At 39.0% G+C, this 25,954-nt stretch carries 29 protein-coding genes; 28 read left to right on the forward strand and 1 reads right to left on the reverse strand.

The window, feature by feature from the left end; all coding sequences use genetic code 11:
• The first annotated feature begins 73 nt into the window (after positions 1-73).
• The 21 genes from M3183_RS00120 to M3183_RS00220 all read left to right on the forward strand — a co-directional run bounded on the left by M3183_RS00120 (position 74) and on the right by M3183_RS00220 (position 19,321).
• On the forward strand, positions 74-721 hold the full coding sequence (locus tag M3183_RS00120) for a tetratricopeptide repeat protein (RefSeq protein ID WP_251465300.1): 648 nt from the start codon (positions 74-76) through the stop codon (positions 719-721).
• A 40-nt stretch (positions 722-761) separates the two neighbouring features.
• Positions 762-3,185, forward strand: coding sequence for an SF1B family DNA helicase RecD2 (recD2, locus tag M3183_RS00125; RefSeq protein ID WP_251465301.1), 2,424 nt, complete (start codon positions 762-764; stop codon positions 3,183-3,185).
• Between the two features lie 32 nt (positions 3,186-3,217).
• A complete protein-coding gene (locus tag M3183_RS00130) occupies positions 3,218-3,688 on the forward strand; it encodes a PRC-barrel domain-containing protein (protein WP_251465303.1) in 471 nt (156 codons plus the stop codon).
• 12 nt (positions 3,689-3,700) lie between these two features.
• Positions 3,701-3,892: a hypothetical protein gene (locus M3183_RS00135; RefSeq protein ID WP_251465305.1), complete on the forward strand. Its 192-nt coding sequence runs from the start codon at positions 3,701-3,703 to the stop codon at positions 3,890-3,892.
• Between the two features lie 35 nt (positions 3,893-3,927).
• Entirely contained in the window at positions 3,928-4,062 is a 135-nt protein-coding gene (locus M3183_RS00140) for a YrzQ family protein (RefSeq protein ID WP_251465306.1), read from the forward strand.
• Positions 4,063-4,143: 81 nt separating this feature from the next.
• Positions 4,144-5,235, forward strand: coding sequence for an AI-2E family transporter (locus M3183_RS00145; protein ID WP_251465307.1), 1,092 nt, complete (start codon positions 4,144-4,146; stop codon positions 5,233-5,235).
• Between the two features lie 330 nt (positions 5,236-5,565).
• Positions 5,566-8,202, forward strand: coding sequence for an alanine--tRNA ligase (alaS, locus tag M3183_RS00150; protein WP_251465308.1), 2,637 nt, complete (start codon positions 5,566-5,568; stop codon positions 8,200-8,202).
• Between the two features lie 55 nt (positions 8,203-8,257).
• Positions 8,258-8,515, forward strand: coding sequence for an IreB family regulatory phosphoprotein (locus tag M3183_RS00155; RefSeq protein ID WP_251465313.1), 258 nt, complete (start codon positions 8,258-8,260; stop codon positions 8,513-8,515).
• A gap of 12 nt (positions 8,516-8,527) precedes the next feature.
• A complete protein-coding gene (gene ruvX / locus M3183_RS00160; RefSeq protein ID WP_251465315.1) occupies positions 8,528-8,944 on the forward strand; it encodes a Holliday junction resolvase RuvX in 417 nt (138 codons plus the stop codon).
• Positions 8,945-8,956: 12 nt separating this feature from the next.
• Positions 8,957-9,268 (forward strand): DUF1292 domain-containing protein, encoded by a 312-nt coding sequence (locus tag M3183_RS00165; protein ID WP_251465316.1) that lies wholly within the window; start codon positions 8,957-8,959, stop codon positions 9,266-9,268.
• 328 nt (positions 9,269-9,596) lie between these two features.
• Positions 9,597-10,700 carry an endolytic transglycosylase MltG gene (gene mltG, locus M3183_RS00170; RefSeq protein WP_251466217.1) on the forward strand — a complete coding sequence of 368 codons (1,104 nt, stop codon included), beginning with the start codon at positions 9,597-9,599 and terminating at the stop codon, positions 10,698-10,700.
• A gap of 224 nt (positions 10,701-10,924) precedes the next feature.
• A complete protein-coding gene (locus tag M3183_RS00175) occupies positions 10,925-11,575 on the forward strand; it encodes an O-methyltransferase (RefSeq protein WP_251465317.1) in 651 nt (216 codons plus the stop codon).
• Positions 11,572-12,501, forward strand: a complete 930-nt coding sequence (locus M3183_RS00180) for a peptidase U32 family protein (protein WP_251465318.1) — start codon at positions 11,572-11,574, stop codon at positions 12,499-12,501. Before M3183_RS00175 ends, M3183_RS00180 begins: the two co-directional genes overlap by 4 nt.
• Positions 12,502-12,666: 165 nt before the next feature.
• A complete protein-coding gene (locus M3183_RS00185; protein WP_251465319.1) occupies positions 12,667-13,935 on the forward strand; it encodes a peptidase U32 family protein in 1,269 nt (422 codons plus the stop codon).
• A 1-nt stretch (position 13,936) separates the two neighbouring features.
• A complete protein-coding gene (udk, locus tag M3183_RS00190) occupies positions 13,937-14,572 on the forward strand; it encodes a uridine kinase (RefSeq protein ID WP_251465320.1) in 636 nt (211 codons plus the stop codon).
• 159 nt (positions 14,573-14,731) lie between these two features.
• The gene (greA, locus tag M3183_RS00195) at positions 14,732-15,208 is read left to right on the forward strand and encodes a transcription elongation factor GreA (protein ID WP_251465321.1); all 477 of its coding nucleotides are present in this window, start codon (positions 14,732-14,734) and stop codon (positions 15,206-15,208) included.
• Between the two features lie 59 nt (positions 15,209-15,267).
• A complete protein-coding gene (locus M3183_RS00200; protein ID WP_251465322.1) occupies positions 15,268-17,019 on the forward strand; it encodes a peptidoglycan D,D-transpeptidase FtsI family protein in 1,752 nt (583 codons plus the stop codon).
• Positions 17,020-17,183: 164 nt separating this feature from the next.
• The gene (locus M3183_RS00205) at positions 17,184-17,876 is read left to right on the forward strand and encodes a YrrS family protein (protein ID WP_251465323.1); all 693 of its coding nucleotides are present in this window, start codon (positions 17,184-17,186) and stop codon (positions 17,874-17,876) included.
• A 16-nt stretch (positions 17,877-17,892) separates the two neighbouring features.
• The gene (mtnN, locus tag M3183_RS00210; RefSeq protein WP_251465324.1) at positions 17,893-18,588 is read left to right on the forward strand and encodes a 5'-methylthioadenosine/S-adenosylhomocysteine nucleosidase; all 696 of its coding nucleotides are present in this window, start codon (positions 17,893-17,895) and stop codon (positions 18,586-18,588) included.
• Between the two features lie 426 nt (positions 18,589-19,014).
• Positions 19,015-19,155 carry a YrzI family small protein gene (locus tag M3183_RS00215; protein ID WP_251465325.1) on the forward strand — a complete coding sequence of 47 codons (141 nt, stop codon included), beginning with the start codon at positions 19,015-19,017 and terminating at the stop codon, positions 19,153-19,155.
• A gap of 25 nt (positions 19,156-19,180) precedes the next feature.
• Positions 19,181-19,321, forward strand: coding sequence for a YrzI family small protein (locus tag M3183_RS00220; protein ID WP_251465326.1), 141 nt, complete (start codon positions 19,181-19,183; stop codon positions 19,319-19,321).
• A 517-nt stretch (positions 19,322-19,838) separates the two neighbouring features.
• On the opposite strand, the gene M3183_RS00225 is transcribed toward M3183_RS00220, so the two are convergent.
• Positions 19,839-20,291 carry a PaaI family thioesterase gene (locus M3183_RS00225; protein ID WP_251465327.1) on the reverse strand — a complete coding sequence of 151 codons (453 nt, stop codon included), beginning with the start codon at positions 20,289-20,291 and terminating at the stop codon, positions 19,839-19,841.
• Between the two features lie 306 nt (positions 20,292-20,597).
• Here M3183_RS00225 and M3183_RS00230 point away from each other — a divergent pair, with 306 nt between their 5' ends.
• From M3183_RS00230 to M3183_RS00260, 7 genes are all read left to right on the forward strand, one after another.
• On the forward strand, positions 20,598-21,899 hold the full coding sequence (locus tag M3183_RS00230) for a phenylacetate--CoA ligase family protein (protein ID WP_285878408.1): 1,302 nt from the start codon (positions 20,598-20,600) through the stop codon (positions 21,897-21,899).
• Positions 21,900-22,129: 230 nt separating this feature from the next.
• Positions 22,130-23,086, forward strand: a complete 957-nt coding sequence (paaA, locus tag M3183_RS00235; protein ID WP_396953683.1) for a 1,2-phenylacetyl-CoA epoxidase subunit PaaA — start codon at positions 22,130-22,132, stop codon at positions 23,084-23,086.
• Positions 23,087-23,104: 18 nt separating this feature from the next.
• Positions 23,105-23,458 (forward strand): 1,2-phenylacetyl-CoA epoxidase subunit PaaB, encoded by a 354-nt coding sequence (gene paaB / locus M3183_RS00240; RefSeq protein WP_251465330.1) that lies wholly within the window; start codon positions 23,105-23,107, stop codon positions 23,456-23,458.
• A complete protein-coding gene (paaC, locus tag M3183_RS00245; RefSeq protein WP_251465331.1) occupies positions 23,451-24,263 on the forward strand; it encodes a 1,2-phenylacetyl-CoA epoxidase subunit PaaC in 813 nt (270 codons plus the stop codon). The genes paaB and paaC overlap by 8 nt, the downstream gene beginning before the upstream one ends.
• 29 nt (positions 24,264-24,292) lie before the next feature.
• Positions 24,293-24,793 (forward strand): 1,2-phenylacetyl-CoA epoxidase subunit PaaD, encoded by a 501-nt coding sequence (gene paaD / locus M3183_RS00250; RefSeq protein ID WP_251465332.1) that lies wholly within the window; start codon positions 24,293-24,295, stop codon positions 24,791-24,793.
• 79 nt (positions 24,794-24,872) lie between these two features.
• On the forward strand, positions 24,873-25,178 hold the full coding sequence (locus M3183_RS00255; protein ID WP_251465333.1) for an EthD family reductase: 306 nt from the start codon (positions 24,873-24,875) through the stop codon (positions 25,176-25,178).
• Positions 25,175-25,951, forward strand: a complete 777-nt coding sequence (locus M3183_RS00260; RefSeq protein ID WP_251465334.1) for an enoyl-CoA hydratase/isomerase family protein — start codon at positions 25,175-25,177, stop codon at positions 25,949-25,951. The genes M3183_RS00255 and M3183_RS00260 overlap by 4 nt, the downstream gene beginning before the upstream one ends.
• The last annotated feature ends 3 nt before the right edge of the window (positions 25,952-25,954 follow it).

A 25,954-nucleotide genomic window follows, 5' to 3' on the forward strand; every position in this document is an offset into this window, starting at 1 on the left:
TTTATGGCAGGGACTGGTCCATAAAAACGGGGAAATATGATATACTTCCATTTAGAAATGGAGTTGAACAATAGTGGACAATAACCAATTAGGTGTACAATATATGCAGGACGGCAGCTTAGAAGAAGCCGCTAAAGCTTTCAATGAAGCAATCAATGAAAACCCATCAGACCCTATAGGCTATATCAATTTTGGCAATGTACTGTCAGCTTTAGGTGAGGATGAAAAAGCATTGAAATTTTTTCAAAAGGCGATAGAGCTGGACGAACATGCACCTGCCGCTTATTATAGTGCCGGCAGTGTGTTCTTCAACAATGAACAATTCGATGAAGCCAAGAATATGTTTGAACTTGCTATGAAGAAAGGTCTTGAATCAAGCGATAATTACTTCATGCTGGGACTTTCACTTATATATTTAGAACAAGGTAAATTAGCATTACCATATTTACAAAGAGCCGTTGAACTTAATGAGAATGATGCCGAAGCCCGTTTTCAATATGGACTTTGTCTTGCTCAGCTCCAATTTATTGATGAAGCAATGGAACAATTTGAAAAATGTATTGAACTTGAACCAAAACATTCAGATGCTTATTATAATTTAGGTGTATCTTATGTCTTTAAAGAAAATACAAAAAAGGCAGTCGCGATGTTTAACAAAGCTTTGGAAATCCAGCCGGATCATTTACTTGCCGGTCATGCGAAGAAAATAATGGAGCAATAAGCATAACGCTTTACGAAATGAACGGAGGGGAGGGAGTATCATGGAAAACCAAGAATCACTTGATTTATTTGAAGAGCAAGGCAGGTTTATTAAGGGAAGGCCGATCGTCACTATTTTTCATAATGAGCAAAACTTTTATACGGTTTTAAGAATTCGTGTGGATGAAACCAATCATACATATAATGAAAAAGAAGCGGTCATTACCGGTTATTTTCCAAAGGTTTACGAGCAGGAAACGTATACATTTTACGGAGAGTTTAAAGAACATCCAAAGTTTGGACTTCAATTTCAAGCAAAGCATTTTCGTAAAGACATACCGCACTCGAAACAAGGGATTATTGCCTATTTGTCAGGTGAAATGTTTAAAGGAATTGGAAAGAAAACAGCAGAAAATATTGTTGAAACGTTAGGGGAAGATGCGATATCAAAAATTCTAAACCAGCCTTCACTGCTTGATTCAGTTCCGAAACTCCCTCCCGATAAAGCGAAACTATTATATGATACGTTAATGGAGCACCAAGGTCTTGAACAAGTTATGATTTCCCTTAATCAATACGGTTTTGGGCCACAGCTTTCAATGAAAATTTATCAGGTCTATAAAGAAGAGACGTTAAACATTATTCAACAAAATCCATATAAGCTTGTAGAGGATGTAGAGGGTATCGGATTTGGAAGGGCCGATGAACTTGGATATCAGCTGGGGATTTCAGGCAGCCATCCAGACCGAATTAAAGCAGGCTGTTTGTATATGTTAGAAAATGACTGTATGCAAACGGGCCATGTTTACATGAATGCAGAAGATTTACTGAAGCGTGTTAAATCACTTCTTGAAGAAAATAAACGCGATCAAATTGAGTTTTTGGATATTTCGAATGAAATCATAGAACTTCAAGAAGAGGGGAAAATCATCGGAGAAGAAAAGCGCATTTACTTGCCTTCTTTATATTTTGCTGAAAAAGGACTTGTTACCAGCATTCAGCGAATTCTAAAGCAAACGGAATATAAGGATCAATTTCCTGAATCTGAGTTTTTGCTTGCTTTGGGAAGTTTAGAAGAACGGCTCGGGGTTCAATATGCCCCAACACAAAGGGAAGCAATTCAAACGGCACTTATGTCGCCGATGATGATTCTAACCGGTGGTCCTGGAACAGGAAAAACGACTGTCATAAAAGGAATTGTAGAGCTTTACGGGGAATTACATGGATGTTCATTAGAGCCAAAGGATTACCATAAAAAAGATGAACCATTTCCGTTTTTATTGGCAGCACCAACAGGCCGGGCTGCAAAAAGAATGAGTGAATCAACAGGATTACCTGCAGTGACAATCCACCGGCTGCTAGGCTTTAACGGAACAGAAGGTTTTGACCGGGATGATGCAAGCCCTTTAGAAGGTAAAATTATAATCGTTGATGAAACATCGATGCTGGATATTTGGCTTGCCAATCAATTGTTTAAGGCACTTCCGGAAAATATTCAGGTTATACTGGTTGGTGACGAAGATCAGCTTCCATCAGTCGGACCAGGTCAGGTACTAAAGGATTTGCTTCGTTCTGAGCGGATTCCAACAGTGAAGCTGACGGATATTTACCGCCAGGCTGAAGGATCGTCCATTATTGAGCTTGCTCATGAAATAAAGAAGGGGCGTTTACCTGCTGATGTAACGAAAAAACAGGCGGATCGCTCGTTTATTAAATGTTCAACAGCCCAGATTGCCCAAGTGGTAGAAAAAATCTCCATGAATGCAAAAAGCAAAGGGTATACAGCGAAAGATATTCAAGTTTTGGCGCCAATGTACCGCGGTCCTGCAGGTATTGACCGGTTAAACGTGCTCCTGCAGGAAATCTTTAATCCGAATCCAGACGGCAAACGAAAGGAGATTGCTTTTGGGGATGTGAAATACCGGATTGGCGATAAGGTGCTGCAGCTTGTGAATCAGCCAGAGAACAACGTATTTAACGGCGATATTGGTGAAATCATTTCCATTATTTATGCTAAGGAAAATACAGATAAAGAAGATAAAATATATGTCTCCTTTGAAGGAAATGAAGTCGAATATACAAGACAGGATTTAAATCAAATCACTCTTGCCTATTGCTGTTCTGTTCACAAATCACAGGGAAGTGAATTTCCTATTGTAATTTTACCCATAACAAGAAGCTATTATCGGATGCTGCAAAGAAATTTGATTTACACAGCCATCACAAGAAGTAAACAATCATTAATTCTATGCGGTGAACCCGATGCCCTCAAGATGGGTATTGAAAGAGCAGATGAATCAAAACGGTTAACCACATTATGTGAAAAGCTTCAGGAAGCAATACTGCCTATAGAAGAAAAAAAGATATCGGAAGATGAAGATCATGATGTGACAGTTGAAATGTCATTAGAGGAAGAATTAATGCAGGTGAACCCGATGATTGGAATGGAAAACGTTACACCTTATGATTTTATGACCAATAGCTAAAACTAAAAATGTTCGGGAGGTGATATCACTCTTTGCGAACATTTTCTTTACTTAAAGGGCAGCCAGTCTTTGAAACGCAGAGCGGCAGAAAAATTGGTGAAGTCACGGATTTATACCTTTCCATGTCAGGTACTGTGGAAGGTTTATTGGTCAAAAAAGGCGTTTTCTTCAAACAATCCTGCTTTTTGGATATTCAAAATGTAGAATCCTTTGGCTGGGATGGGGTTATGATTGAAGATGAAAATGCTTTGGAGAAAGCAAAGGAAAGTTCGGAATTTACATCAGCTCATTCTCTTGAAGGAATGATGATGCTTTCTAAGAGTGGAAACTCCCTTGGATTGCTTAAAGATGTATATTTTCAGGAAGAATTGGGCACAATCGTAGGGTATGAAATCACGGATGGTTTCTTTTCAGATATTATGGAAGGCAAGCAAGTAATCCAAACTGGAAAGCCCTTAACGATCGGAAAAGATGCCATCATCGTCGATGTAAAACAAACGTGAGGTGTCTTTCCAATGTTAAAGTGTCCCAATTGTGCCAGCAAAGATATAGGGAAAATTGGTATAAACCAATTTTATTGCTGGAACTGTTTTATTGAACTTTCTGTAACAAAAGGAATCATTAATACCCATCAGGTTGAAGAAGATGGTACATTAAGTTCTCTTGATGATTTGTTTGAAGAAGAAGAGCGTCGTTACACCCTTTAAAGCGTTAACCGCATACTAAAAAAGAGGTGAGACGAATGAACAAAATGATGACATCTATGATTGCTTTCGGAGCAGGAATGGCAGCCTTTAATCTGGCACAAAAAAATAATTTGATGTCAGAACGACAAATGAAACGAATGAAAAGAAAAGTAAAGCGTTCGATTTTTTAATCAATGTCCCCCTCAAGTTTTGAGGGGGATTTACATATTTCCACCCAATGTCTCGAAAAATAAACATAAGGAGGCATGTTCGTGGATATTCGTATGAAATGGTATTATCGCATCGGTTTTTTGCTCCTTCTGTTTGCAGCAATCTATATTTTTCTAAAAATCAGCTCAATCTGGATGCCAATTTTAAGAGTAACGGTTATAATTGCCATCCCTTTTATAATTGCTGGGTTTATTACCTATCTGCTTCACCCCGTTGTGGAAAAATTGCATGAAAAGGGAGTGAATCGCGGCTGGGCTATTATTTTAATATATGTTATTTTCTTTGGCAGTATTGGAATTGCCCTTTATAAGGGAATTCCGGCAATGATTGACCAGATTAAAGATCTATCCGAAAGTGCACCATTATTTGCCGAGCAGTACCGAGAGTGGATTCGAACACTTCAATCGAATACAAGAGAATGGCCGGACGGACTGCAAACAAGGGTAAACGAAGGTATAGATGCTTTTGAGATGAAATTGGATTCGTTGTTGACGACCATTGTAAATATCCTAGTTGGATTTTTAAATTCTGCATTGATATTAATGATCATCCCGTTCATTGCATTTTATATGCTAAAGGATTTTCCTTTATTGAAGCGGTCTCTTTGGTACATTACCCCAAAATCATGGAGAAGAAAGGGAGCCCTTTTTTTACGGGATGTTGATAAATCACTTGGCAGTTATATTCGCGGACAGCTGCTTGTTTGTATCATAATTGGTGGTATTTCTGCTCTGGCGTTTTGGCTTTTTCATCTAAAATATCCGCTTTTGTTAGGCTTAATCATTGCAGCAACAAATGTTATCCCTTATTTTGGCCCGATTATTGGCGCCATCCCGGCAGTGATTATTGCGGCAACCATTTCAGGGAAATTAGTGATTATCACAATAGTTATTGTGTTTGGGCTGCAGTTTTTAGAAGGAAATATTCTCTCCCCTTTTATTGTCGGGAAAAGCTTGCATATGCATCCATTAGTTATCATGATTGCCTTAACGGCAGGCGGCGAAATAGGCGGCATATTAGGAATGATCTTGGCGGTCCCCATCCTAGCAGTCTTAAAAGTCGGGATTATTCATGCTAAAAATCATTTTGTAACAGTAAAGACGAACGAACAGCCGCCAAATAGCGGAGAATAATTGACAAACGTTTTGCTGGTGGATATAATTCGACATATAGTATATATGAAAATGTTGAAGGACCGAGTATGTTGTAGACCATCTATAACACATCATGGTGATGTGTAAAAGAGAGAAATTCCCGCGGCTGAAAGGAATTTTAGATGAAGGACAACAGAATGCTAATCCAGAGTGCAGCTAATACCTGTCGTTTCCCTGCGTTAAAGGGATTGAGAGATGAGTATTTAAGTATGCTCATAATCAGGGTGGTACCGCGAGTCAAGCTCTCGTCCCTGTCCAGGGATGAGGGCTTTTTTATATTGTTTTTTAAAAATAACAGGAGGCTGAATAATGAAGAATTTAACCGGCTCACAAATTCGTAGAATGTTTTTAGACTTTTTTAAAGAAAAAGGTCATGCCATTGAACCAAGCGCATCACTTGTTCCGCATGATGACCCGTCATTATTATGGATTAACAGTGGAGTGGCAACATTAAAAAAATATTTTGATGGCCGTGTAGTGCCGGAAAATCCACGTATTACCAATGCACAAAAATCAATCCGGACAAACGATATTGAAAATGTAGGAAAGACAGCGCGTCACCATACATTTTTTGAAATGCTTGGCAACTTTTCTATCGGCGATTACTTCAAGAAGGAAGCCATCGAATGGGCATGGGAATTTTTAACTGATAATAAATGGATTGGCTGGGATCCGGAACTTTTATCTGTGACTATACATCCAGAGGATCATGAAGCCTATGAACTTTGGCACAAAACCATCGGACTTCCGGAAGAGCGGATTATCCGTTTGGAAGGAAACTATTGGGATATAGGTGAAGGCCCAAGCGGTCCAAACACAGAAATTTTCTATGACCGCGGACCAGAGTATGGGGATGACCCAAATGATCCGGAACTATATCCTGGCGGTGAAAATGAGCGCTATCTGGAAGTATGGAACTTAGTATTCTCCCAATTTAACCATAACCCGGATGGAACTTATACACCGCTGCCAAATAAAAATATTGATACTGGAATGGGCTTGGAACGGATGGCTTCTGTAGTCCAAAATGCCGCAACCAATTTTGATACTGATTTATTTATCCCGATTATCCGGGCAACTGAAGAAATTTCAGGTGTTAAATATGGTGAAGATAAAGAAACAGATGTTGCTTTTAAAGTTATTGCTGACCATATTCGGACAGTTGCCTTTGCCATTGGCGATGGAGCACTGCCATCCAATGAAGGCCGTGGGTATGTTTTAAGACGTCTGCTTCGCCGTGCAGTCCGATATGCAAAACAGATTAACATTAACCGTCCGTTCATGTTTGAACTTGTACCAGTTGTTGGGGAGATCATGGCCGATTTCTATCCGGAAGTAAAAGAGAAACGAGAGTTTATTCAGAAAGTAATTAAAAACGAAGAAGAACGTTTCCATGAAACTCTTCATGAAGGGCTGGCAATCTTAGCTGGTGTCATGAAAAAAGAAAAAGAAAAGGGCAGTGACACAATTAATGGTGAGGATGTCTTCCGCTTATATGATACGTATGGCTTTCCTGTAGAATTAACAGAAGAATACGCAGATGAAGAAGGAATGAAGATCGACCACGAGGGCTTTGAAGCAGAGATGGAATTACAGCGTGAGCGGGCTCGTGCTGCACGACATGATGAAAATTCAATGCAGGTTCAAGGCGGTGTCTTAAGAGATATTATAGTAGAAAGTAAATTTGTCGGATATGATGAATTGAAAACTAATTCAACTGTGATTGCCATTATCAAAAACGGCGAGCAGACGAATACAGCCAATAGTGGTGAAGAAGTGCAAATCATCCTTGATGTGACACCATTTTATGCTGAGAGCGGCGGGCAAATTGCCGACCATGGTGTAATAGAAGGGGAAGGTGTTAGTCTATTTGTTAAGGATGTTCAAAAGGCACCAAACGGGCAAAATCTTCACAATGTGGAAGTTAAGACCGGCACATTAAAAACTAATCAGCAGGTAACAGCAAAGGTTGATGCTGAAAACCGCGCGAAAATTACTAAAAACCATACTGCTACACACTTGCTTCACCGTGCCTTAAAAGATGTACTTGGAGAGCATGTGAACCAGGCAGGTTCCCTAGTTGAGCCTGAACGTCTTCGCTTTGACTTTTCTCATTTCGGCCAAATTAAGCCTTGGGAGCTTGAGGAAATTGAAAGAATTGTCAATGAAAAGATTTGGGACAATCTTGATGTTAACATTACATTAAAACCAATTGCTGAAGCGAAAGCAATGGGAGCAATGGCGCTTTTCGGTGAAAAATATGGAGATATTGTCCGAGTGGTGAAGGTTGGTGATTATAGCCTTGAACTATGCGGCGGCTGTCACGTTTCTAATTCATCTGTCATCGGATTGTTTAAAATTGTTTCAGAGAGCGGAATAGGTGCAGGAACAAGAAGGATTGAAGCAGTGACAGGCGGATCAGCATACAGATTGTTAAATGAGCAGATTGGCCTCTTAAAAGATGCTGCAGAAAAATTGAAAACAAGCCCTAAAGAGGTAGTCAGTCGAATTGAAGGTTTATTGACTGAGGTGAAGCATCTGCAGCGGGAAAATGAATCACTGGCTGCCAAGCTGGGAAACATCGAGGCAGGAAGCCTTGTTTCAAAAGCTAAGGAGATCGAGGGTGTTACAGTATTAGCGGCAAAAGTACAGGCTGCTGATATGAATAATCTAAGAAATATGGCAGATGACTTAAAACAAAAGCTTGGATCTGCAGTTATTGTATTAGGCAGTGTACATGACGAAAAAGTAAATCTAATTGCCGCGGTTACAAAAGATTTAATTGAGAAAGGCTGCCATGCAGGAAAACTAATTAAAGAAGTAGCAGCTAAATGCGGCGGCGGCGGCGGCGGCCGTCCTGATATGGCGCAGGCAGGCGGTAAAGATCCGCAAAAACTTGATTCTGCATTGCAATTTGTCGAGGAATGGGTAAAATCCAGTTTGTAATATCGACAAAGTAGTGTAAAATATAGGTAACTATTACAATTCGAGGTGTACTTTCATGAGCTCATTTGACAAAACAATGAGATTTAATTTTCCTGAAGAACCCTTTGAACATGATGTAAATGATGTTCTTTTCCAGGTCTATGAAGCATTGAAGGAAAAAGGGTACAACCCTATTAATCAGATTGTCGGTTACCTTCTATCAGGAGACCCTGCGTACATTCCTCGTCATCGCGATGCCCGAAATATCATTCGAAAGCTTGAACGCGATGAAATTATTGAGGAATTAGTCAAATCTTATCTTAGACAACAATGAGAGGTTTAATAAATGCGTGTAATGGGTCTAGACGTTGGCTCAAAAACAGTTGGTGTTGCCCTTAGTGATGAACTGGGGTGGACAGCACAGGGCCTCAAAACACTTCATATAAATGAAGACAAGCAGGAGTTTGGTTTTGAGGAAATTGGTCAATTAATAAGTGAGTATCAAGTTAGTCAAGTAGTCGTTGGTCTGCCCAAAAATATGAATGGGACAATCGGACCCCGCGGAGAAGCCAGCCAGAGGTATGCCGCTGAAATTGAAAGCCGGTTTAAAATACCTGCTGTTTTATGGGATGAACGGCTTACAACAATGGCAGCCGAGCGTATTTTACTGGAAGCTGATTTAAGCCGTAAGAAAAGGAAAAAAGTAATTGATAAGATGGCAGCAATGATGATTCTGCAAGGCTATCTTGACAGCAAAAAATAATGAGGTGAAGTAATGGCGCACGAGCATAATCATGAGGATGAAGAACGCTATATAACTCTTGTGAATGATAATGGGGATGAAGAATTATTTGAAATTCTTTTAACTTTTGATTCAGATGAGTTTGAAAGGTCATATGTATTATTCTATCCTGTCAGTTCATCTGAAGATGAAGAAGATGGAGAAGATGGAGAAGTTCATGCCTATGCCTATATTCCAACAGAAGACGGCGGATTCGGCGAATTGATGCCGATTGAGTCAGATGAAGAGTGGGACATGGTGGAAGAAGTATTTAATACATTCTTAGATGATGAAGAAGATCAGTAAGTAGAGGGTCCAGCTGCAAATGGCTGGTCCTTTTTTTAGTTCTGCTTCCGTAAATTGTCCAGCACCAGCACCAGCTTTGAACAGCACAACATTTATCCGGCTTACCAGGGCTGTCAGCCAGGGGAAATACTAAGACTAATCATTGTAGAACAAGCGGGCTTGTTCTAGGCCCTCCTTTTTTCGAGAAAAATTGACAATTTCCTCTGTATATGCTGAAATAATTACATATTAAATAGAGAAATATTTTATGAATAAGCATTGTATATTTGCTTTTTGTTCAATGGGAAGGGGGAGTAATGTGGCGTCAGATAAAAAAGATAAAAAAGACATGATTCGGCAAAAAATGCTGGAATCTGAAAAAGAAGCTAGGATTGTTAGAAAAATAGTTTTAATCATAGCGATTGTATTAGTATTATTCATTTTAATTATTGGCGGCGGCGGATTTCTCTATATAAACTCAAGTTTAAAGCCAATTGACCCGCATAGTAAGGTTCAGAAAAAGGTGGAAATTCCAATTGGTTCATCGGTAACGGGTATTGGTGAGACACTGGAGGCTCATGGCATTATTAAGAATGCTAAAGTCTTTAAATATTATGTAAAATTTAAAAATGAAGGCGGCTTTATGGCGGGAGTATATGAACTGAGTCCATCTATGGATATAGCTGAAATCGTCGGCCGCTTGAAAACGGGGAAAGTGCTTGCAAAGCCAGCCGTAAAGATGACCATTCCAGAAGGTAAGCAATTAAAGGAAATTGCAGCAATTATAGCAAAAGCAACAAAACAAAATGAAGAAAATGTTTTTAAACAGCTCAACGATGTTACCTTTGTTAAAGGCTTTATGGAGAAATATCCTAATTTGTTAACAAAAGATATTCTCAATTCACAAGTAAAATATCCGCTTGAAGGATACCTATACCCAGCAACATACTCTTTTTATAAGAAAAATCCTGCTTTAGAGGAAATGGTAAATGCAATGCTGGAAAAAACACAGTCTGTCGTAATGGATTATACAGAGAAAAGGGAAGAAAAAAAATTAACAGTCCATCAATTAATTACGATGGCTTCCTTAATTGAAGAGGAAGCCACCGAAAAGGCAGATCGTAAAACGATTTCAAGTGTTTTTTATAATAGAATGAACAAGGGAATGCCGCTGCAGACAGACCCAACTGTACTATATGCGCAAGGGAAGCATAAACAAAAAGTGTATTATAAAGATTTAGAAGTCAACTCACCATATAATACGTATAAACATAAAGGCATGCCGCCAGGCCCCATTGCGAATGCAGGAAAAGTTTCAATTGAAGCAGCACTGGAACCAGAGAAAACAGATTATTATTATTTCTTGGCAACGGCGGGCGGGAAAATTATTTTCACAAAAACATTGGAAGAGCATAACAAGGAAAAAGCTAAGCATATTTCCAATAATAAATAGCTGTTTGTATTTTGAGGGAAAGTTCGCATTCCCTCTTTTTTTATGGTAAAATAATTCGGGTGTTTTATTTGATATATACACAGCTCACAGGAAGCGGCTTTTCGCAGTCAACAACAAGTGTCGGGTCAATAAAATTGACGCGATTTTTTCTGTGGTGCTATTTTTTCATGTCTAAGGAAGAGCAAATTGGTAAGAATTGTTTAAAAGGATTGAGGTGACGCAGCTTGTTAAATGAAAAGCTGCATTTATATATTGAACAGTTGATTCCTGAGCGAAATCCATTATTGATGGAAATGGAACAGTTTGCGAAAGAGCATGGGGTTCCAATTATGGAGCTTCCTGGAATTGAGACGATGCTTGAGCTTTTGCGGATTCATCGCTCTAAAAAAATACTAGAGGTAGGAACGGCAATTGGTTACTCCGCCATTAGGATGGCCGACGCCATTACTGGTGCTCATATCGTAACCATCGAGAGAGATACAGAACGAATTAATTTGGCAAAGGAATTTATCCAGCGCTCACAACTTGAACAGCAAATCACCTTGATTGAAGGGGATGCATTGGAGCTTGAGAATGAGGTTAGCAGCCATGCTCCATTTGATGCTATTTTTATTGATGCTGCAAAAGGACAATACAAAAAGTTTTTCGAAATCTATTCCAGCTATCTTAACGACGGTGGAATGGTCATTACCGATAATGTTTTGTTTAAAGGACTTGTGGCTGAAACGGAAATTGAATCAAGGAGAACCCGCAATTTAGTGAAGAAAATTAATGATTTTAACCATTGGTTAATGAATCATCCGACATTTGATTCCATTATTCTTCCAGTTGGAGATGGAGTTGCTGTTAGTAAAAAAAGAGGTGAGAGGAAATGAAAAAAACAGAATTACTTGTGACTCCAACAACAATTGATGATATCTTACCTTTGGCTGAGGCCGGGGCAGATGCGTTTGTTATTGGCGAGCAAAGATATGGATTAAGACTTGCTGGTGAATTTAACCGGGAGGATGTCCGAAAGGCAGTGGAGCTTGCACATTCTAAAGGAAAAAAAGTGTATGTGGCGATGAATGCTATTTTTCATAATGAAAAATTGGAGGAATTGTCGGATTATATTCAATTCGCTTCAGAAGCAAAAGCGGACGCTGTCATTTTTGGGGATCCTGCAGTATTAATGGCAGCAAGAGAATCGGCACCAGAGATGAGGCTTCATTGGAGTACAGAAACTACTGGAACAAACTGGTATACATGTAACTATTGGGGAAGAAAAGGGGCTAAAAGAGCTGTTCTTGCCCGAGAAATCAATATGGATGCCATTGTAGAGATTAAAGAAAATGCTGAAGTAGAAATAGAGGTACAAGTACATGGAATGAGCTGTATGTTTCAATCCAAACGGCCATTGCTTGATCATTATTTTGAGTACCAAGGAAAAATAATGGAAATTGAAAACCGTAAGCAGCAAAAGAATATGTTTCTTCACGATAAGGAAAGAGAGAATAAATATCCTATTTTTGAAGATGAAAATGGCACACATATTATGAGCCCAAATGATATTTGTATTATTGATGAGCTGCAAGAGATGTTAGAAGCAGGTGTTGATTCATTTAAAATAGACGGCATTCTAAAGAGTCCAGAATATATTGCAGCTGTAACAAAAATTTATCGTGAAGCGATTGATTTATTTTACCAGGATCCGGACTTGTATGACGACAAGAAGGACGAGCTCCTTGCTAAAATTGAGGAAATTCAGCCGGACAATCGTCCATTAGATACAGGATTTTTCTTTAAGGAAACAGTTTATTGACAAAAAAGCGTAAGCGCCCCTGTCAGCAGCGTATATGACATGGAGCACTCCAACCCAGATAAGGTCAACACAAAACGCCGAGGCGATTTGAAGTTGACTTATACCAGGGCGAAGGGCATTAGCCTCCAGGGCGCAGCAGCTAGACAATTTAGGAGGAGTTCAAACGTGAATACAGTAAAAGATAAAATTTCTGAAATCATTGACGGAAAGCGTGTAATTGTGAAAAAGCCGGAACTCCTTGCGCCAGCTGGTAATCTTGAAAAGTTAAAAATTGCGGTCCAATATGGAGCAGATGCCGTTTTTATTGGCGGACAGGAATATGGACTTCGTTCTAATGCTGATAATTTTACACTGGAAGAAATTAAGGAAGGTGTAGAATTTGCAAAGAAATATGGCGCAAACATCTATGTCACAACTAATATTTATGCCCACAATGAGAATATTCCGGGCTTAGAGGAATACATTTTTGGGTTAAAAGAGGCAGGTATAGCGGGTATTATCGTTGCCGATCCTCTTATTATCGAAACCTGCCGCCGGCTGGCACCTGAAATTGAAGTTCACTTAAGTACGCAGCAGTCGCTTGCAAACTGGAAGGCAATTCAATTTTGGAAAGAAGAAGGTTTGGAGCGGGTTGTATTGGCACGTGAAACAAGTGCCGAAGAAATTCGTGAAATGAAAGAAAAGGTTGATATCGAGATTGAAACCTTTATCCACGGGGCAATGTGTATCGCATATTCCGGCCGTTGTACATTAAGCAATCATATGACCGCAAGGGATTCAAACCGGGGCGGATGCTGTCAGTCATGCCGCTGGGATTATGACTTATATAGTCTTGAAGGCGGCAATGAAATTCCTTTGTTTGGTGAAGGAGATTCTCCATTTGCCATGAGTCCAAAAGATCTTAACCTGATACAATCAATCCCAAAGATGATTGAACTTGGAATTGACAGTTTAAAAATAGAGGGAAGGATGAAATCCATTCACTATATCGCTACAGTTGTCAGCGTCTATCGAAAAGTAATTGATGCATACTGTGCGGATCCCGATCATTTTGTAATTCAGCAGGAATGGCTTGAAGAACTTGATAAATGTGCCAATCGTGAAACGGCTCCAGCATTTTTTGAAGGGGTACCCGGGTATAAAGAGCAAATGTTTGGTAATCATAGCAAGAAGACTAGTTATGAATTTGCCGGTCTGGTGATGGATTATAACCCTGAAACTAAAATGGTAACGCTACAGCAGCGGAATCATTTTAAACCAGGGGATGAGGTTGAATTTTTCGGGCCGGAAATTCAAAACTTTAAGTACCGCATAGAGAAGATTTGGGATGAAAAAGGGAATGAATTGGATGCTGCCAGACACCCTTTACAAATTGTTCAATTTAAGATAGACAGACCGGTTTATCCAAACAACATGATGCGAAAGGAGAACTAGCATGATGAAAAAACCGGTTGTTATTGGTGTAACCGGTGGATCTGGCTCAGGAAAAACCAGTGTAACTAAAGCGATTTACGAAAGTTTTAAAGGTCATTCCATTTTAGTTATTGAGCAGGACTATTATTACAAAGACCAGAGCCACCTGCCGTTTGAGGAACGGTTAAAAACAAATTATGATCATCCCCTGGCGTTTGATAATGATTTATTAATTGAACATATTGAGCAGCTGCTGCATTATGAAGCAATTGATAAACCAGTATATGATTATGAACGGCATACCCGCTCAGAACAAGTGATTCGTGTCGAGCCAAAGGATGTCATTATTTTAGAGGGTATTTTAGTTCTAGAAGATGAGCGCCTAAGAGATTTAATGGATATGAAGCTTTTTGTTGATACGGATGCTGATTTAAGAATTATCCGACGGCTCACCCGTGATATTAAAGAACGCGGACGAAATTTTGATTCCGTAATAGATCAATATACGAATGTGGTTAGACCAATGCATAATCAATTTATTGAACCAACGAAACGGTATGCTGATATTATCATCCCTGAGGGTGGTCAAAACCATGTGGCGATTGATTTAATGGTGACAAAAATTCAAACTATTCTTGAACAAAAGTCATTTTTATGAAACAATAAAAGATAAGCAAAAAGGAACCAAGTATGGCTATAAAGCTGCGCGCCCCGATTTATGGGACGCGCACTATGTATTAAGCCTAATAGCGTATACCTACATATATTACACCACAATTCTACGGGGGATTGTGAAGACTAGAAGGAGTGAGGGTTTTTGGCTACAGAAAAAGTATTTCCAATGACACAAGCAGGTAAAGAAAAACTTGAGCAGGAACTTGAACAATTAAAAACGGTTAAACGTAAAGAAGTTGTTGAAAGAATTAAAATCGCCAGAAGTTTTGGGGATTTATCCGAAAATTCAGAGTACGATTCCGCTAAAGAAGAGCAAGCTTTCGTTGAAGGAAGAATTACAACGATTGAAAACATGATTCGCAATGCTAAAATCATCGGAGAGGGTGACCTTGCCAGTGATGCCGTAACATTGGGCAGATCGGTAACATTTGTGGAGCTTCCAGATGGTGAAGAGGAAACCTATACGATTGTGGGAAGTGCTGAAGCAGATCCTTTTGAAGGGAAAATCTCCAACGATTCCCCAATTGCCAAGAGCCTAATTGGAAGAAAAGTTGACGATGTTGTCACCGTTCAAACCCCTGGCGGTGAAATGAACGTACGAATTGTTTCTATAAAGTAAATAATCAATGTTGTTTGAAAATCAGAAACCTCGTCAAGACTTTTGACGAGGTGTTTTTTATGTGGAAAAAACGTGCCGTGGGATGGCTGTTTATTTGCATTAGCTGTTTTATCCTTCTTTTAGTTCGTTTAATGGAAATACAATTATTTAATACTGAGACCTTTTCAAAGCATAACATAAATTTACTTGAAGAAAGCGTAAAGCAAAGAACACAGGAATTAGTCATCGATAATGGGAGAGGGAATTTTCTTGACCATAATGGTGAACCTTTGACACATAAAACGGCAACAGTTCTAGTTCTATTTCCCTTTTTAAAAAAAATGGATTGGGATATAGCAAAAGTTGCCGAGATTATAGGAATGTCAAAAGACTCTCTGCAAAGTTCAATTGAATCTGCTAAAAAACCCTTCGCCTATGGTGAACCAGAACCTATTGAATTAACGAATTATCAAATGGACAGGATTAATGCACTAAAAATTCCTGGTGTCTTTGCGGTGGGAAAAAAGTTTGAACGGAGTGAAATCCCAGCTGAACAGCTGCTAGGGTTAACAGGTCAAAATATGAAGGAATTAAAAAAACGTTATCCAGATAAGGAGCTGTCGGAAAAAACATTAATCGGAATATCAGGACTTGAAGAAAGTTTTGATGAATTTCTTCTTCCTGAAGGAAAATCAAAGCTTGTGTACCATGTCGATGGAGGCGGTGCACCATTATTTGGAATTTATGTGAAATATGTAGATCCCGCAAATCCATTTTATCCAGTTAATATTCGAACCACTATTGACAAGAACATCCAGGAAAAAGCAGAAGCACTAACTGATCAATATCAAATTGAAAAAGGCGGGCTGGTTCTACTTGATATAGAAAACAATAGTATCCTTGCCCTTGTGTCCAGACCTGCGATAAATAAAAAAGCCCCATTTACCGGTTCAGGAATCACCAATCAAATGTTTAAGCAGCAAATCATGGGTTCTGTTTTTAAGACGGTAGTGGCCGCAGCGGCAATTGAGAATAATCTAGATAAACCCAATCGTTTATTTAATTGCAGTAAGAAGATCAATGGAAATCCGGAACCGAAGTATAATTATGGAATGCTGAATTTTAGTGAAAGCTTTGCAAGAAGCTGTAACCGAACATTCGGTGAATTGGCAAAAGAACTGCAGCAAATAGATCCCAATATGCTGGAACAATTTGCATTGAAATTGTCCCTTACTGGATCTGTAGGCTGGCACGGAGATATTTACCATACAAGTAATTTTTATCAGCTTGCAGGAGAGGACAAAGGCAGAGTATTTTTGTCGGATGAGGCGAAAAAGGATGCCAATTTTGCGGCTATGTCAGGAATTGGACAGCATGAGGTGCGGGGTACCCCCATAGCCGTTGCAAATATGATGGCGACGATTGCTAGAGGCGGTCAAAAGGAAATGGTAAGAGCTGTATCAAAAATTGAATATAAGAATGGAACAACAATGGTTGCCTTTCCAGAAAAAAATCTAAAGGGCGATACAATCTCACCTTATACAGCGATGAAATTGCAAAAATTACTGCGTGAAGTCGTGATTAATCCCAATGGGACAGGGAGATGGTTTAAGGACCTGCCCTATAAGGCTGCAGGCAAGTCTGGAACGGCTGAAACCGGGAAATATAAGGACGGTAAACAATTGCATAATAAGTGGTTTGCCGGCTACTTTCCATACAAAAATCCTAAATATGCCTTAGTCACTGTGAATTTAGATGTTCCGGAAAATGAGGGCGGCATAAATCTTTTATTTGCAGATATGGTTAAAATGCTTTATGAAGAAGATAAATAAAAACTTGAGGCTGACTATTTTTAACTTCATTTTATTGAATGTCTAGAATCGAAAAATAAACCTGAGGTTTTTCCAATTTCTATGTAAAGTGGGGATTTTCCTTCAAGTTCTCAGTAATTCATGTTAGAATATTCACAGCCTAGTTTTTTAGGAGGAGAAATTGCATGAATAACGGCTTGAATCAGAATTCGCGTTCTGGCTATCGTTCCAAACGGCGAAAAACAAATCTTGTCTTAAATTCATTAATCATCATTGTTCTCGCATTAATCATTTTTGTTGCTTATAATATCTTTGCTTCTGGTAACGATGAAACGGCCTCAACAACAAAGGAAACACCAAAATCAGAACAAACACAGGCGGTACATAAAGAGAAAAAAGATAACAGTTCCGCAGATGAAGAACAAGATTCTCAAGAAGTGAGCACAGATGAAAATCAGCCGTCACAAGAGTCTGAAAATCCAGAGGAAAAACAGGATGAAAAGGGAAATCCTGATCAGGCAGAAGAATCACAGAAGGTTGTTTCTGACGGAGGCAGCTCTGTAAATGTTTTACGAACAATTGAAAATCCGGCTTGGAAACCTGTCGGTACCTCACAAACAGGAGAACATGTCCCTGTGTATGATTCAAGTTCAGTCGATTGGCAGGAAATGCTGAATGCCATTACCTATGCAACAGGACTTGATCAAAGCAACATGACGGTTTGGTTTTTAGGGAGCGACCGCAGCACCACTAATGCGTCTATTGGTACTGTTTCTTCAAAAGACAAACAACAGAAATATAAGGTTTATATAAAATGGGTTGACGGACAAGGCTGGATGCCGACGAAGGTAGAGGAATTGGCCTCAATCAAGAGATAACATCGGAGGTTCAGGAATGAAAATTGCAATAATCGGTGCAATGGAAGAAGAAGTAACATTACTAAGAGATCACGTTGAAGAGCGGACCCAAGAAACAATTGCCGGTTGTGAATTCACATTTGGAAAAATGCATGGTGTTGATGTGATCCTTTTAAAATCAGGCATAGGAAAGGTAAATGCCGCTATGTCAACTACCATTCTGCTTGAAAAATATAAACCTGATTGTATCATTAATACGGGCTCAGCTGGTGGTACCAATCCTGAGTTAAATGTCGGAGATGCTGTTATTTCAACAGAGGTCCGTCATCATGATGTAGATGTGACTGCATTTGATTATGAATATGGCCAGGTACCTCAGCTTCCCCCAGCCTTTTCAGCTGACGAAAAACTAATCAAAATTGCGGAAGCAGCAGCAAAGGAACTGGATAATTTTCAAACAGTAAGAGGCTTAATCGCCTCTGGGGATTCCTTCATGGAAAATCCAGAGAGGGTAGCTTTTGTTCAGACAAAATTTGATGATTTACAGGCAGTTGAAATGGAAGCAGCTGCAATAGCTCAAGTTGCCCACTGCTTTGGTGTCCCATTTGTCATCATCCGTTCACTTTCAGATATTGCTGGAAAACAATCTGAAATTTCATTTGACCAGTTTATTGATAAAGCGGCAGCAAACTCTGCTGTATTAGTGATGAAAATGGTCGATGCTTTAAAATAATCCAATAGGTGTCAGGTACCACGTAAAACTGTGTGGTGCCTGACACCTATTTTTTTATTTTCCTTTAAAAAGGTTCAAAAAAATGGTTTACAAATAACTAATATGTGGATATACTTACCGTAGTAAGCAAAAATTTCCAAAAGGAGGTCGATGAAGATGATGTTAGTAAATGGCGTAGATGGATCCAAAGGAACTGCAGCAAATTTATATTTGAATATCATACATTCGACCAGATTGGAATGGATTGCTTAACTTTTTTGAGTTAAAGTACATATCCATGCCGCAGGGAGAATGTGCCCTGCGGTATTTTTGTGCCTAAAACAGACAGCCGCAAGGAGTATCTTCTTGCGGCCTTTTTGCGTCTTTTTTTGCTGTGTGGATATGATTATTAACTAAGCCATTAAAGAATGAAAGGAGGTGATCATAATGACTCTGAATATTTTATTTTTATCTATTACCATTAAAAAGCGCAAACGTAATCTTAAACAAATACAGCAGCAGGAAATGGTGGATCAGCTTTTTGAACAACATAAAGATCGTCAAATGTCCATCCGTCGTTTCATGTAATGCTTTAAGCAAAGGAAGTGATAACATGACATTAAATATTTTCTTTTTAACCATTACCATCACAAAACGCAAAATTAGTTTGGAAGAAGCAGTTCAGCGTGAATTAGTTGAAAAGCTATATGAAGAGCATAAGGACCGGCAAATGTCTATGCAGCGCTTCATGTAGAGCAATATAAAAATTAAAGAAAGGGGTTTTCATCATGATGTATAAAATGAAAGGTCGGGGAGATAGCATTTGGGGTATGAAAGATACCACTTAGATACGCAAAAATAATTAGGAGGGGATGCAAAAATGCCATTGCATATTATTCTGCTCTCCCTTATTTTTAAAAGGAAGATAAAGAATTAATCAATTCATCGGTTGCCGCCAAATGAGGTTAATTAATATAAAGTTCAAATTTCCAGTAGATAGATACTATGTAAATATGATAAATTAAAGGAAAGACGGATTTAACTAAGGAGTGGGGAAATATGTTTATGGTAGTGGTAGCCTTCATTATTACCGGAGCTATTGGTTGTATTATATCCGCTGAAATCAGTGCTGAAGGATAAAGTGAACCTTAAATCAGCGAGGGGCTTATTGCCTTTTAACGCGGAGTAAATTTATCATAATCTAAGCATCGGCCAAGTTTTATTGGCCGATGCTTTTTATATGTGTGAATATTTCTGCTTGCTTGAATACATTATGAATCCGTGCTGTCCACAAAGGAGTGACTTTTCCTATAGACCATTGCCTCCATTGTTGCACATAACTCATCACCGCTATAAACGTGAATTTTATACCAGCCTAATTTATGATTCTTTTTAACTTCTACTGCTGTAGCGGAAAGGGTTTGTCCGAATATACCTGCGGACATGAAATTGACATTCGTTGTGATCCCCATAGCAGTTCTTCCATAGGAATTACTTGCTGCTGCAAATACATAATCAGCTAAGGAAAATATAATACCACCGTGAATGGTGCCATGTGCATTTAACATATGTTCATCCGGGGTTAATTCAGCAGATGCAGTTCCTGGTCCTAGATTTGTAAGTTTTATACCAAGGAAGTTCGCATAAGGCTCATTTTTCATTACATTTACAATTTGATCATAATGTTTTTCATGTAATGCATGATCTTCAAGTTTTGTGACCATAATTTTCCTCCTTCAGTCAAAGTAAAACATTTTAGTAACGAAAGTTTTATATATGTAATATAACATTTTGATTTATTATTATCAAATTTCTAAATATACAAATTAAATTTCGACATAAATACCTATATTTATCAACACTTTTTGACATTTAAGCGATTACAATTTTATAAAAATTCAATTAACATTATTGACACAGTGCTAATGTAGTATTAATCTATAAATATATTACTAATTAGAAACATCCGTATTATTTTCGTTATTATGCGAGGAGGTAGCCATTAAGTGTATAATCCAGATATTGAAACAATGAATCGTACTGAATTAGGAAAATTACAGTTGTCACGCCTTCAACAAACGGTAAAACGGGTTTACGAAAATGTCCCGTTTTATAAGGGGAAATTTGATGAGCTGGGAATAACACCAAACGATATTCAAACATTAGAAGATATAAAAAAGCTTCCATTTACAAAGAAAAAAGATCTGCGTGATCAGTATCCTTATGGCTTGTTTGCTGTTCCAATGGATGAGGTTAACAGGCTTCACGGATCATCAGGAACAAGTGGTAAACCAACTGTAGTGGGCTATACAAAGAATGACCTGAAAAATTGGGCAGCTATCGTTGCGCGTGCCATTGTTACTGCAGGAGGCAAAAAAGGAGATATATTTCATAACGCATATGGTTATGGTTTATTTACCGGAGGACTTGGTCTTCATTGTGGTGCAGAGGAACTTGGGGCAGCAGTAGTTCCAATTTCAGGCGGTAATACAGAAAGACAAATTACAGTGATTGATGATTTTAAACCAAGAGGTATTTGCGGTACACCATCTTATATTTTAAATATTGTTGAACATATGGAAAAGTTAGGTATGGATCCTCGCAAAACAAGTTTAGAGTATGGAATTTTTGGAGCTGAACCTTGGACAGAGGAGATGCGGGCAACATTAGAAAATAAACTGGATATTAAAGCAATTGATATTTATGGTTTAAGTGAAGTCATGGGCCCAGGTGTAGCCATTGAGTGTAACGAAGCACAAGACGGTTTGCATATTGCCGAAGACCACTTTTTTATAGAAGTTCTTGATCCGGAAACATTGGAACCTGTAGAAGATGGACAGGATGGAGAGCTGGTTTTTACTAGCTTAACGAAGGAAGCGCTGCCAATCATTCGTTACCGTACAGGGGATATTGCATCAATCACCCGTGAAAAATGTAAGTGCGGCCGGACACATACACGGATGTCACGCTTAAAAGGACGCACAGATGACATGTTGATTATTCGCGGTGTAAACGTTTTCCCTTCAGAAATTGAACGTGTTCTTTTACAAATTGAAGGTCTTATACCAAATTATCAAATTCATTTAATTAAAAAAGGCAGCTTAGACAGTGTGGAACTCCATGTTGAAATAGAAAATAATCTATATCAAGAAATTGGTAAAGATATGATGCATCCTATTGTTCAAAAATTAAAACGAGATATTCAGCACCAAATGAAATCTGCATGTTTAGTAACAATGGATACGATTATTAACAAACCTGACAGCCTACCTCGGTCTGATGGAAAAGCCAAACGTGTAATTGATAAAAGAAATCCCGTTGTAACAGTTTAAAAAATGAAGGCGCTTAATTAATCAGAAATCGCTTCAGTACAAATTTGTAATGCTTTATCAAATGAAATCTCTTTGTCTATGTAACTTAACCTTTCAGCTAATGTATTGGTTAAGTTACATAGAGTACGTTTTTATATGAAAGACAAAATAAAGGGAATACTCTTGCAAATTATATAACAGTAAAATATACTAACGTTAATAAACGTTATATAAGTAAAGGTGGTATGAAAATGAGCGTTCTAGAAAAAGAATTAAACGAACATGAAAAGCTGGAACAATTTATTGCCAGAATCGAAGCTGGTGACAAAATTGAAGCGGATGATTGGATGCCAGAGGAGTACCGAATGGCGCTAATCAAATTAATCTCCATGCACGGTATCAGTGAAATCATGGGGGCGCTTCCTGAAAAAGAATGGGTGCCAAAAGCTCCTTCATTACGGCGGAAATTAGGAATCATGGCTAAAGTTCAGGATGAAATGGGGCATGGACAGCTGCTTCTTCGTGTGGCGGAAGATTTGTTAAAGCCTTATGGAAAAGATCGCGGCGATCTGATGATGGACTTATTCAGCGGGAAATTAAAGTTTCATAATGTATTCCATATGCCTGCTAAAACATGGGCAGATGCAGGTGTTATTGGCTGGCTGGTTGATGGTGCGGCAATTATTACACAGACCAATATGCTGAATAGCTCTTACGGACCTTATTCTAGAGCATTGCACCGGATTTGTGCAGAGGAGGTATTCCATGCACATCATGGGGAATCCATTATCATGGCACTTGCGGAAGGTACAGAAGAACAGAGAAACATGCTGCAAGAATCACTAAACGGCTGGTGGGAAGCTCTCCTTATGTTTTTTGGGCCAGCAAGCAGTACAACAACTGGTTCAAGTAAACAGGATGTAACCATTAAATACAAAATTAGAACTAGTACTAATGAAGAACTTAGACAAAGCTTCTTTACCAAATATATTCCACGTATTCAATCACTAGGCTTAACTATACCTGATCCAACTTTTAGGTTTGATGAAGAACAACAGCTATGGATCTATCAGCAGCCTGATTGGACCAAATTCAAACAAATTATTACCAACAATGGTCCGCGTTCACAAGCACGGTTGAACTTAAGAAGAGTATCATACGAAACGAACGCATGGGTGCGAGATGCCTTAAGTGCGGTGTCAAATTAAAGGGAGGAGAAGGTAAAAATGGAGCAAAAGAAAACGTTTTATCATGAATTTGAAGTCTTCAGTAAACGGACACCTTCTTCGTCATTTCAGCATCAATTCAGTTTGTTGGCGCCAAATGCGGAGATGGCTATGGTGATGGCACAAGAAAACTTTATGCGCCGGGAGCCGGTAGCAGATATATGGGTTATCCAGCGGGAACATATCCGCGGGTTATCGAAAGAAGAGAAGACAGCACTAAACCGGCTGGATAATAAGGATTACCGTGAAATGAAAGGGTACGGATACCTGAAGAAGAAATGGCGTTTTTACCAACAAAAAATGTTCGATGAAAAAGAAATTCTATCATGGTCAGGAGGTAACAAACATGACTGAACAAAAGATAACTGCTGCACCCGAAAACAAGGACGCCATAGTCAGTTTGTTATTTCAGCTGGCAGATGATGACTTTCTTTATTCTTTCAGAGGATCTGAATGGCTTGGATTAGCCCCGCATATTGAAGAGGATGTTGCATCTTCCTCCATCAGTCAAGACAGTATGGGGCATGCGGCGATGTACTACCAGCTATTAGAGGAATTAGGTTTGGGAAATGCTGATGCATTAGCACACCTACGCCCGGCAAATAAACGAAAGAATTGTACTTTAGTAGAAAGACCGAATGGTGAAGGCTGCTACATGGAAGTTCCAAAATATGATTGGGCTTATGCAGTTGTTCGGAATTATTTCTATACAGTGGCAAAGAAAATTAAAATTGAATCATTGAAAAATTGTTCCTATGACCCATTAGCTCAAGTTGCAGTCAAAGTAAATATCGAATTATATTACCATCTGCTGCATTGGAAAACATGGTTTGTGCAGCTATTAAGTTCTACAGAAGAAGCGAAACAAAGAATGCAGGGAGCAATTGACCAAGTCATGAAGGATTTCGGAGATGTGTTCTCTTTGGGAACAGATGGAGAAAATATTGTGGGATTAGGCTTGATTGAGGATGAAAATGTTCTCCTTCAAAGATGGATTGATCAGATGCAGACGGTTTTTGAATCTATTAATTTATCTATTCCTGATATTCCATCCGCTCCAGCATTAAATGGTCGTAATTTTGAACACACAGAAGATTTAGATTCAGCAATTGCAACACTTTCGGAGGTTTACCGTTTAGATACAGCGGCAGCTTGGTAAAATCATATTCACATAAAAGGGGTGTACTCATGCAAATGGTTTTAAATTCACTGGAAAAAACAGTATTAGAGGTTTTAGAAGAAGTTCATGACCCCGAAATTAACACAGTGAGTATTATCGACCTAGGTATGGTAGAGGAGGTAAGCGTCCATGGCGGTGTTGTGGATATTAAAATTCTTCCAACCTTCTTAGGCTGCCCGGCACTTGAACTAATAAAAGAGAATATTAAAAAGGCAGTTCAATCCATTGAAGAGGTTCAAGAGGTTAAGGTTGAATTTATTAACCATCCGCCCTGGACATCCGATCGAATATCTGAAAAAGGAAGAAAAGGACTAAAGGCATTCGGAATAGCTCCGCCGCCCCGCCTAATGGATAGTGATGGTTCCTGGCATGTGGATTGCCCGTTCTGCGGTTCAACTTATGTAACAATGGACAACATTTTTGGACCGACAGCATGCAGAAGCATTTTATATTGTAAAAATTGCAAAAATCCTTTTGAGGCAATGAAACCAATTTCTACTTTAATGTAAATTAGAGAAGCGTAAGCACTCTGGCCATACGCAGCTGGAGTGCTGGAGCTGGACATAAAAATAGGCAGGAGGAAGAAGCATGGCAAAATTAGTAGCTTTATATAAACAACCTGAGGACAAGGCAGCTTTTGATGAACATTATTACAATGTGCATGTGCCTGTTACTGAAAAGATCCCTGGATTACGTGAAATGAAGGTAACGAAATTTACAAGTACACCAATGGGTGGAGAACCTCCTTATTATTTAATGTGTGAAATGCGGTACGACAGTATGGAAGACCTGCAAAACGGTATGCGTTCCGAAGAAGGAAAGGCATCTGGAAAAGATTTAATGAAATTTGCCGGCAAACTTGTTACGTTGGTTATCGGGGAAGACGATGAATGAAAACATATGAATTTATTGAGGCCTCATTCAAAGATGGTATCGCGTTAATTGAGTTAAATAGACCCGCCCAATATAATGCATTGAATCGCAGAATGGTTGGGGAAATCGTTGATGCCGCGGAATCCTTTGATAGAAATGAAGAGGTGCGCGTCATTGTTTTGACAGGTAAAGGCCGTGCTTTTTCAGCCGGGGCTGATATAGATGAGATGGCTGAAGACGATCCTGTCCGGATGGAGCTGCTAAATCAATTCGCCGATTGGGACCGCCTGTCATACATCAAAAAGCCAATAATTGGTGCAGTAAAAGGGTTCGTATTTGGCGGGGGATTTGAACTAGCATTAAACTGTGATTTACTTATTGCTGCCAGCGGTACGGAATTCTCGTTTCCTGAAGTGAACCTGGGAGTTATGCCTGGAGCGGGCGGTACACAGCGGTTAACCAAAATTGTCGGCAGAACCAAAGCACTGGAATGGTTATGGAGCGGTGCCAGAATACCAGCCGAAACAGCCATTCAGCATGGTTTAATTAATAGGATTGTATCCCCTGAGCTTTTAATGGAAGAAACTTTAAGAACTGCTCAGCACATTGCCCGTCAAGCACCGCTTTCCATTCGTTTAATTAAAGATGCGGTAAATAAAGCAGTCGATTATTCACTTTACGAAGGGATGCAATATGAACGGAAAAACTTCTATTTATTGTTCGCATCTGAAGATCAAAAAGAAGGAATGACTGCATTTATGGAAAAACGGAAGCCGGACTTTAAAGGGAGATAAACA

This window comes from Neobacillus mesonae (genome assembly GCF_023715155.1).
Classification (GTDB): Bacteria; Bacillota; Bacilli; order Bacillales; family Cytobacillaceae; genus Neobacillus; species Neobacillus mesonae_A.

Excerpts from the sequence above, each read along its gene's own strand:
- M3183_RS00220 (WP_251465326.1), top strand. The coding sequence starts at position 19,181 with ATGACATTAAATATTTTCTTTTTAACCATTACCATCACAAAACGCAAA.
- M3183_RS00215 (WP_251465325.1), top strand. The coding sequence starts at position 19,015 with ATGACTCTGAATATTTTATTTTTATCTATTACCATTAAAAAGCGCAAA.
- paaB (WP_251465330.1), top strand. The coding sequence starts at position 23,105 with ATGGAGCAAAAGAAAACGTTTTATCATGAATTTGAAGTCTTCAGTAAA.
- M3183_RS00260 (WP_251465334.1), top strand. The coding sequence starts at position 25,175 with ATGAAAACATATGAATTTATTGAGGCCTCATTCAAAGATGGTATCGCG.
- mtnN (WP_251465324.1), top strand. The coding sequence starts at position 17,893 with ATGAAAATTGCAATAATCGGTGCAATGGAAGAAGAAGTAACATTACTA.
- M3183_RS00225 (WP_251465327.1), bottom strand. The coding sequence starts at position 20,291 with ATGGTCACAAAACTTGAAGATCATGCATTACATGAAAAACATTATGAT.
- paaA (WP_396953683.1), top strand. The coding sequence starts at position 22,130 with ATGAGCGTTCTAGAAAAAGAATTAAACGAACATGAAAAGCTGGAACAA.
- recD2 (WP_251465301.1), top strand. The coding sequence starts at position 762 with ATGGAAAACCAAGAATCACTTGATTTATTTGAAGAGCAAGGCAGGTTT.
- M3183_RS00200 (WP_251465322.1), top strand. The coding sequence starts at position 15,268 with ATGTGGAAAAAACGTGCCGTGGGATGGCTGTTTATTTGCATTAGCTGT.
- M3183_RS00205 (WP_251465323.1), top strand. The coding sequence starts at position 17,184 with ATGAATAACGGCTTGAATCAGAATTCGCGTTCTGGCTATCGTTCCAAA.
- mltG (WP_251466217.1), top strand. The coding sequence starts at position 9,597 with ATGATTCGGCAAAAAATGCTGGAATCTGAAAAAGAAGCTAGGATTGTT.
- M3183_RS00255 (WP_251465333.1), top strand. The coding sequence starts at position 24,873 with ATGGCAAAATTAGTAGCTTTATATAAACAACCTGAGGACAAGGCAGCT.
- paaC (WP_251465331.1), top strand. The coding sequence starts at position 23,451 with ATGACTGAACAAAAGATAACTGCTGCACCCGAAAACAAGGACGCCATA.
- alaS (WP_251465308.1), top strand. The coding sequence starts at position 5,566 with ATGAAGAATTTAACCGGCTCACAAATTCGTAGAATGTTTTTAGACTTT.
- ruvX (WP_251465315.1), top strand. The coding sequence starts at position 8,528 with ATGCGTGTAATGGGTCTAGACGTTGGCTCAAAAACAGTTGGTGTTGCC.
- udk (WP_251465320.1), top strand. The coding sequence starts at position 13,937 with ATGATGAAAAAACCGGTTGTTATTGGTGTAACCGGTGGATCTGGCTCA.
- M3183_RS00230 (WP_285878408.1), top strand. The coding sequence starts at position 20,598 with ATGAATCGTACTGAATTAGGAAAATTACAGTTGTCACGCCTTCAACAA.
- M3183_RS00140 (WP_251465306.1), top strand. The coding sequence starts at position 3,928 with ATGAACAAAATGATGACATCTATGATTGCTTTCGGAGCAGGAATGGCA.
- M3183_RS00135 (WP_251465305.1), top strand. The coding sequence starts at position 3,701 with ATGTTAAAGTGTCCCAATTGTGCCAGCAAAGATATAGGGAAAATTGGT.
- M3183_RS00180 (WP_251465318.1), top strand. The coding sequence starts at position 11,572 with ATGAAAAAAACAGAATTACTTGTGACTCCAACAACAATTGATGATATC.
- paaD (WP_251465332.1), top strand. The coding sequence starts at position 24,293 with ATGCAAATGGTTTTAAATTCACTGGAAAAAACAGTATTAGAGGTTTTA.
- M3183_RS00165 (WP_251465316.1), top strand. The coding sequence starts at position 8,957 with ATGGCGCACGAGCATAATCATGAGGATGAAGAACGCTATATAACTCTT.
- M3183_RS00155 (WP_251465313.1), top strand. The coding sequence starts at position 8,258 with ATGAGCTCATTTGACAAAACAATGAGATTTAATTTTCCTGAAGAACCC.